This window comes from Verrucomicrobiia bacterium (assembly GCA_036268055.1).
Lineage (GTDB): Bacteria > Verrucomicrobiota > Verrucomicrobiia > Limisphaerales > Pedosphaeraceae > DATAUW01.
The window spans coordinates 126,691-134,244 of sequence record DATAUW010000038.1; the positions used below are offsets into that span (position 1 = coordinate 126,691).

The following is a 7,554-nucleotide window of genomic DNA, read 5'->3' on the forward strand; positions in this document are numbered from 1 at the left end:
AATCCCAAAAGCTAATTCCTATGACGTCAAATGCGCATCCATGTTGCCCACCGCACAGTAGGGCTGCGCTGCCGCGCAGCCGTCCAAGTCCCGCAGGGACGACAGATATTAGCCCAGCAATTTATTGCTGGGTTCCCATCCGTCGTAATTCAAGTCCCGCCAGGGACGAAAGGATTTTCCTCTTGGAACCAAACCTCATCCACTCGCCCACCGCTTCTCATTAACCCTCAACTTTCAGTTGAGGGAATCCTCGTAGAAACCACTCATTTCTATATCGAGCGAAGCGAAGCGATCCCAGGCGAGCATCATCTTATCCACCCGCGCGAATCCAGTTGCCTTCACTAATCACGAAACCTTCCGACCAAACTTCCCCGCTGAAACCTTGAAATTTGTTCCCCTTCCCCCAGTGGCCGTGCGCAAGCACCTTACAAATTTGTAATGTTCGGGAAAGGTTCCTGACACCCACCCGTGCGAACCTCTCTTCAGTAGCAGTAAACAAATTTTAAAAATTCAACCAAATCAATAACCAGAAAATATGAAAGAAATATTTAACAAACCCGCTCACCGCAGCGGTGCGGCCCTTGTCGTGGGAGCGCTGATCGTCACTCTCTCCTGCGCCGCGACGAGCCGCTTCGTCAAAGCCGAAGACAGCCCCCGTGTCACTCCCGTTACCTTGACCATCAACGACGCCCCCATCTCCCACGGCGGCCTGAACACCACCAGCTTCGCGCCGATGGTCAAGCAAGTCGCCCAGAGCGTCGTGAAAGTTACCGTCAGCGCCAAGTCTCGCGGGATGGACGGCCAGGATTCTTCGCCCATGAACAACGACGACCTCCTTCGCCGTTTCTTTGGTGATCAATTCGCCAATCCACGCGGCCAGCAACACAGCCGCAACAATAACACCTCCCGCACGCCGCACGAATACGGCCTCGGCTCCGGTGTCATTGTGAACAAGGACGGCTATATCCTCACCAACAACCACGTCGTGGACGGCGCGGATGTCATCAAGGTCACTTTGAACGATGGCCGCGAATTCACCGCCAAAGTCATCGGACGCGATCCCAAAACGGACATCGCCGTTGTAAAAATTGACGCGAAGAATCTTCCCTTCATCACCATTGCCGACAGCGATAAAATTGACGTCGGCGATCTTTGCCTCGCCATTGGAAATCCTTACGGCATCGGCCAGACCGTGACGATGGGCATCATCAGCGCCAAGGGCCGCGGCAATGTGGACGTCGGCACTGACTACGAAGACTTCATCCAAACCGATGCCGCCATCAACCCGGGTAACTCCGGCGGCGCGCTCGTGGATGCGGATGGACGCCTCGTCGGCATCAACACCGCCATCCTCAGCCGCAGCGGCGGTTATCAGGGAATCGGTTTTGCCGTTCCCATCAATATGGCGAAGAACGTCATGGAAAGTTTGATCGCGCACGGCAAAGTCATTCGCGGCTTCCTCGGTGTGAGCATCCAGGACGTCACGCCCGAACTCGCGCAGGAATTCAAACTGCCGAATAATCAGGGCGCGCTCGTCGGCGACATCACCCCGCACAGCCCCGCTGACAAGGCCGGCATCAAGAGCGGGGACGTGATCGTGGAATTCAACGGCAAGCCCGTGACCGATAGCCGCCACTTGAAACTTGAAGTCGGCGAAACCGAGCCCGGCCAAAAAGCGTCGGTGAAACTCTATCGCGAAGGCCATGAAAAAACCTTCGAAGTCGCCGTCAAGGAATTGCCCGGCAGCGAAGAACTCGCGAGTAATGACGCCACGACTGACAATTCCAGCGACACGCTCAATGGCGTGGGCGTCTCGGACATTGATTCACAAGCCAAGGAGCAGTTGAAGTTGCCCGACAACATGAAGGGCGCGGTGGTGACCGACGTAGACCAGGACTCGGTGGCCTTTGAAGCCGGTCTTCGTCCCGGCGATGTGATTGAGGAAATCAATCACAAGCCCGTGGCCAGCGGCGACGACGCGGTGAAGCTCACGTCGCACGTGAAGGAAAAAGTTGTGCTCCTGAAAATCTGGAGCAAAGGCGCCAGCCATTATTTGGTGGTTGATGAAAGCAAGGCGGGTTGATCGAGGTTAGTTAGTAGTTGGTAGAACAGTAAAATGCACACCGCCCTCCTGACCGGAATGACAGGAGGGCGGTTTTATTTTCTCCCTACGGACCGCGGGTCTATGACCCGCAGCAAGACAAATAAGGTCAGGCCGCTCACACTAAATACCGCGGCAAACCCCATCCAACCACCTCAGTCACTTTCTCATTCCACACCAAACCCATCCCCAAATAAATAATATGCCCGCCACCCATTTTTTGAGTATGCCCGAAACTTCGGTTAAACTAAGCTCGCCCCAGAGCGTTATGCGAATTCTCGTGGTTGAAGACGATGCCAAGATCGCTTCGTTTGTGGTCAATGGCCTCAAACAAAGCGGTTTCGCCGTGGACCGTTGCGCCGATGGCGAGGAAGGCCAGGCGTTGGCCACCTCCACCGCGTACGATGCCGCCATCATTGATGTGATGCTTCCCAAGCAAAATGGCCTCGTGCTCGTCCAGGAATTGCGCAAGGCCGGTGTCCGCGTGCCCGTCATTATTTTGAGCGCCAAGGCTTCCGTGGATGACCGCATCAAAGGGCTGCAAGCCGGCGGTGATGATTACGTCACCAAGCCCTTCGCCTTTTCCGAATTGCTCGCGCGCGTGCAGGCGCTCATTCGCCGCGCCACTCATGCCAGCGAACCCACGCGCCTCGTCGTCGGCGACCTAACGCTCGACTTGCTCAACCGCGAAGTCATCCGCGCCGGTGAACGCATCGAATTGCAAGCGCGCGAATTCGCCCTGCTCGAATATCTCATGCGCCACGCCGGCCGCGTCGTCACCAAGACCATGATCATGGAACACATTTGGGATTACAGTTTCGATCCGCAAACGAACGTCGTGGACGTCCTCGTCTGCCGCCTCCGCAACAAAATTGATCGCACCAAAAATCTCGTTCACACCATCCGCGGCGTGGGTTATGTCCTCAAGCCCGCCTAACCGCTTTCGCCGCGCGTTCAGCTTCCGGCTGAATCTATGGTATGCCTCCGTCTTCACGGCGACCACGTGCCTGCTGTTCCTTTTCGCCTACGTCCTGCTCGTGATGGCGATGGGCCGCAAGGACCGCGAAGTCATCGAGTCGCAACTCAAGGAATATTCCGTCATCTATCAGGGCGGCGGCTTGCCCGCGCTGCGTTCGGTCATTCAGGCGAATCAATCTTCAAAAAAACAACGCCCCTTTTTCGTGCGCCTCGTGAGCCCGGTCGGCGGCATCTTCCAAAGCGTGCCCGAAGATTGGGTCACCTTCGATCCCAAAGGCGTGCAGATCGGCAACGTCCAGTTTCATCCCGCTTACGTCCGCATTCCGCGCGATGAAGAACGCGATTTCACCCTCGCCGCCGCCATTCTCGATGACGGCTCGCAACTCGAAGTCGGCCGCAGCACCAACAATCGCGAAACTGTCCTCCGGCCCTTTCGTCTCGTGTTCTTCGCGGTGATGACGCCCATTGTCCTGCTCGGTTTTGTCGGCGGCGCCGTCTTTGCGCATCGCACCATGAAGCCCGTCCGCGAAATTATTTCCACCGCACGCTCCATCATTGACACCGGCAAAATGGATGCCCGCGTTCCCGTCCGCCGTTCCAGGGACGAACTCGACGACCTCGCGCAATTATTCAATCGCATGCTCGACAAAAATCAGGCGTTGATCGTCGGCATGCGCGAATCGCTCGACAACGTCGCCCATGATCTGCGCACGCCGCTCTCCCGCATGCGCATCACGGCGGAGTCCGCCTTGCGCGCCGATGCCACCACCGATACTTCGCGCGAAGCCCTCGCCGATTGCGTCGAGGAATCCGACCGCGTGCTCACGATTTTGCAAACGCTCATGGACGTCGCCGAGGCCGAAGCCGGCGCGATGCGCCTCGCCCGTTCGCCGGTGGATCTGTGCGCGCTCTGGGATGAAGTGATCGAACTCTATCAATACGTCGCCGAGGAAAAGAAAATTACCGTCACCACAAATTTTGCCGCCCCCTGCGAAGCCTCTGTTGACCCCGCGCGCCTGCGCCAGGTCTTCGCCAACCTGCTCGACAACGCCATCAAATACACGCCCGCCGGCGGCCAGGTCACCATTCAAGCCGCTCGTGAAAATAACAACGCCATCATCCGCGTGCGCGACACCGGCATGGGCATTCCCGCCAGCGAATTGGAAAAAATATGGGACCGCCTTTATCGCGGCGACAAAAGCCGTTCCCAACGCGGCCTCGGCCTCGGCCTGAGCGTCGTCCGCGCCATCGTCCAGGCCCATAAAGGCCGCGCCGAAGTCAAAAGCGAACCCGACCAAGGCTCCGAATTCATCATCACCATCCCCGCCACCGAATCCTAAATTCACCGGAAACCCATCAGCGCCCCAAGTCACCTTTCCACTCCATGCAGCTTTGAAAAGCGAATCCCTGGCGAGCATCCACAAGAACAACAAACATTCCAACGCACGGTAGGGCGAAGCTGCCGCTCCGCCGTCCGAAGTCCCGCCGGGACGACAGACCTTAGCCCAGCAATTTATTGCTGGGTCGAGTTCCCTTTCCATCCAAGTCCCGCAGGGACGAAAGAAATCCCCGTATGGAACCAAAGCTCCCACACTCGCCCAACACTTCTCATTAACCCCTAACTTTAGTTAGGGGAAAAATCGGCCACACGCGCAAGAAACGGTTTCAACCGTTTCTCGAAATCACCTATCGCGCAAAAGAACTTTTTTTCTTACTGAAAACTTGAAACTTGAAACTACTTCCCCACCCTTCCCAAAACCTCCCGGCAAATCTCCACCGCCGCCTTCGCCCTTCCCAAACCTTTCGCCGCCTTCCCCATCTCCAAAAGCTTCTTCGACCCCAGCAACTCCTCCAATCGAAACGGCAAATCTTCCACCGCATTCACCTTCGCTGCCGCGCCGCGCTCGAGCAGAAAATCGCTGTTCGCCGCTTCCTGACCCGGAATCGGATTAAGAATAAATAACGGCTTGCCCAGCGCGAGCGCTTCCGACGACGTCAACCCGCCCGGCTTCGTGATGATCAAATCCGCGACCGTCATCAACTCGTGCATGTTCGTCACGAACCCCAATACATGCGTTGGGTGCCTGCGGTCCTGCACCGCCAATTCGCGCCGCAATTCCTCATTGCGCCCCACCACCACCACCGTCTGAAACGCCGCGCCCACCTTGTCCAACTCCGCGAGAATTTCCCCGACCGGCCCCATGCCGAAACCGCCGCCCAGCACCAGCAGCGTCGGCAAATCATCGCGCAACCCGCAGCGTTTGCGGATCGCCGCCGCCTCCGGCACGCTGGAAAATTTTGCGGAAATGGGGATGCCCGTCGCGGCCACGTTCTCCGGCTTCGCCCCGCGCGCCACCAACCGTGCCTTCGTCGCCTCCGACGCCACGCAATAAAAATCCACCACGTCGCTCATCCACAAGGCATGCGCCTCAAAATCCGTCACCACCGTCACCACCAGCGGACGCGGCCCGTCCCAATCGTCAAACGCCTTCGCCAAAATTTCGCCCGGCAGATAATGTGTGCAGAACACCACGTCCGCCTCGAATTTTTTCACATACTTGATGAACTTCTTCGTGCTGTTCGTCGGAAATTTTTTGCGCAACCGCGCCAGCCGCCCGAGCAGCTTGGGATTGTCCGTCTTCTTGAAAAACATTCCCCAAAGCTCCGGCGCATGCTCCACGATCGCCATGTAACCGTCGGTATAAACCTTGCGATGCAGCGGCGAAAAAAACTTTTTCAAATCCACGCGCTCGACCACATCGCCCGGGCGAAGCCCCTGCCACGCTTCATCCAAAGCCGCCGCCGCCTGCAAATGTCCCGCCCCCGCCGTGATCGTGGCAATTAATATGCGCATGTTTGTTTGACCTCGTTAAAAGTAGTTGCCCATCTGGGCATTGTTCTCGAAATTGCATCCATCTGCCCGCAGCGAACGGAGTCGGTCCCGTCCCGGGGAGCGCACGCGCCCTCGCGTGCAGTGGCTGGCGCCCTCGCCGGCCACATCTTTATCAGTTCGATAAATCCCATCCGCTTTTCTTCAAAAACAGTATCCAGATGCGCCCTATAAATTGGAACGTCCTGCCGCAAACTTGCCGAAATCGTTCTCCGGTGGAAAGAATTATCCTTCACTTTCACAATCGCGGATGTAAGTTGAATCGTAATCAATTCACCCGCATGAAAAAGTGCCCGCGTTGCGGCAAGGAGTATTCGGATGCAACAGAGATTTGTTCCGAAGACGGTGAGAATTTGACGTCCATTATTCCGCCACTTCCGCGCAACCGTTTTGCCACCGTTAGCGAAGTGCTGGGCTTGCTTTTGGCGTTTAGCATCCTTGCCTTTATTTGCACCTGGAACACCCTTCAAAGCTGGAACTTTTACGGGTTGTTAATTATTTTCGGCACACCCGTCGGATTAGTTGCAATCATCTGCGGACATATCGCCCGCTCACGCTCAAAGAAACAGCCCAACAAATATCGCCAGAGCGAAGCAGCGATGGTCGGTTTGGCAACCGGGTATATCGGAACTTTTTTGACTGCTTTTAGTTTGTTTCAGGCTATTTTTCACCCTGTCAGAAATGCCGCTCCCGATCTAAATTGCCAAAGCAATCTCAAGCAACTGGCTTTGGCGGCGCGCATTTTTGCCGGTGATCATAATGATGTTCTGCCCACAAATTTCCTGCAAATGACGAACGAGATGGTAAATCCACTCATCCTTCATTGCCCATCAGATACGAACCATCCGCGCCCGGTTAATACGGTTCCTGCGACTTGGAATACGGCAAACATCAGTTATGAACTTTTGACGCCTGGCGAACATGAAGACGACACGACAAATCGCGCAATCATCAGGTGTCCGATTCACGGTTTTGAAGTTTGGGGCGACGGCTCAGTACACAAGAGCAAGTTAAAACACTAATCATTCATCGTATGAAAAAATGTCCGCGTTGCGGCAAGGAGTATTCGGATGCAACAGCGGTTTGTCCCGAACATGGCAAGCCATTGAGCGATAGCAAAGATGAAATGGCTCCGTATCTTTGGTTTGCCAAAACGAGCCGGATGTCGGGTTTGATTCTGATGGCGCTCATTGGATTCTTTGCCGTCACGATGAATCGGGGATTTAATTTAGGATTTTATTCACTCTTGATAATCAGCGGCCCGATGATTGGAATTATCGCGATCATTAACGGTCATCTCGCACAAGCCTCGGCAAAAAAATTACGTGAGCAGGATCGTAAAAAAACCTCACCGGTTTTGGGCTTGATAACCGGCTACATTGGAACCTTATTGACCGGCACCGCATTAATGTTCGCCATTTTCCATCCAATCAAAAGCCGCCCCACAGCGATAAACTGCGCGAGCAATTTAAAGAATATAGGACTGGCGATGCGGATATATGCTGTTGATCACGGAAACATGCTTCCAAAGAATCTCATGGAGATCACCAATGAACTTCCTAATCCAAATACTCTGATTTGCCCG

General features: G+C 55.4%; 6 protein-coding genes. 5 read left to right on the forward strand and 1 reads right to left on the reverse strand.

The features are described from left to right. The first annotated feature begins 535 nt into the window (after positions 1–535). The 3 genes from VH413_19715 to VH413_19725 all read left to right on the forward strand — a co-directional run bounded on the left by VH413_19715 (position 536) and on the right by VH413_19725 (position 4,419). Positions 536–2,083 (forward strand): DegQ family serine endoprotease, encoded by a 1,548-nt coding sequence (locus VH413_19715; protein ID HEX3800930.1) that lies wholly within the window; start codon positions 536–538, stop codon positions 2,081–2,083. A 286-nt stretch (positions 2,084–2,369) separates the two neighbouring features. Then, positions 2,370–3,038: a response regulator transcription factor gene (locus tag VH413_19720; GenBank protein ID HEX3800931.1), complete on the forward strand. Its 669-nt coding sequence runs from the start codon at positions 2,370–2,372 to the stop codon at positions 3,036–3,038. Then, positions 3,019–4,419, forward strand: coding sequence for a HAMP domain-containing sensor histidine kinase (locus VH413_19725; GenBank protein ID HEX3800932.1), 1,401 nt, complete (start codon positions 3,019–3,021; stop codon positions 4,417–4,419). The genes VH413_19720 and VH413_19725 overlap by 20 nt, the downstream gene beginning before the upstream one ends. A 395-nt stretch (positions 4,420–4,814) precedes the next feature. Here the strand turns inward: VH413_19725 and VH413_19730 are convergent, their stop codons facing one another. Beyond that, positions 4,815–5,933, reverse strand: a complete 1,119-nt coding sequence (locus VH413_19730; protein HEX3800933.1) for a glycosyltransferase — start codon at positions 5,931–5,933, stop codon at positions 4,815–4,817. Positions 5,934–6,250: 317 nt separating this feature from the next. On the opposite strand from VH413_19730, the gene VH413_19735 reads away from it, so the two are divergent. Both VH413_19735 and VH413_19740 read left to right on the forward strand, forming a co-directional pair. Continuing rightward, on the forward strand, positions 6,251–6,991 hold the full coding sequence (locus tag VH413_19735; protein ID HEX3800934.1) for a DUF4190 domain-containing protein: 741 nt from the start codon (positions 6,251–6,253) through the stop codon (positions 6,989–6,991). Between the two features lie 11 nt (positions 6,992–7,002). After that, the coding region (locus tag VH413_19740) for a hypothetical protein (GenBank protein HEX3800935.1) at positions 7,003–7,554 on the forward strand (552 nt) is incomplete at its 3' end.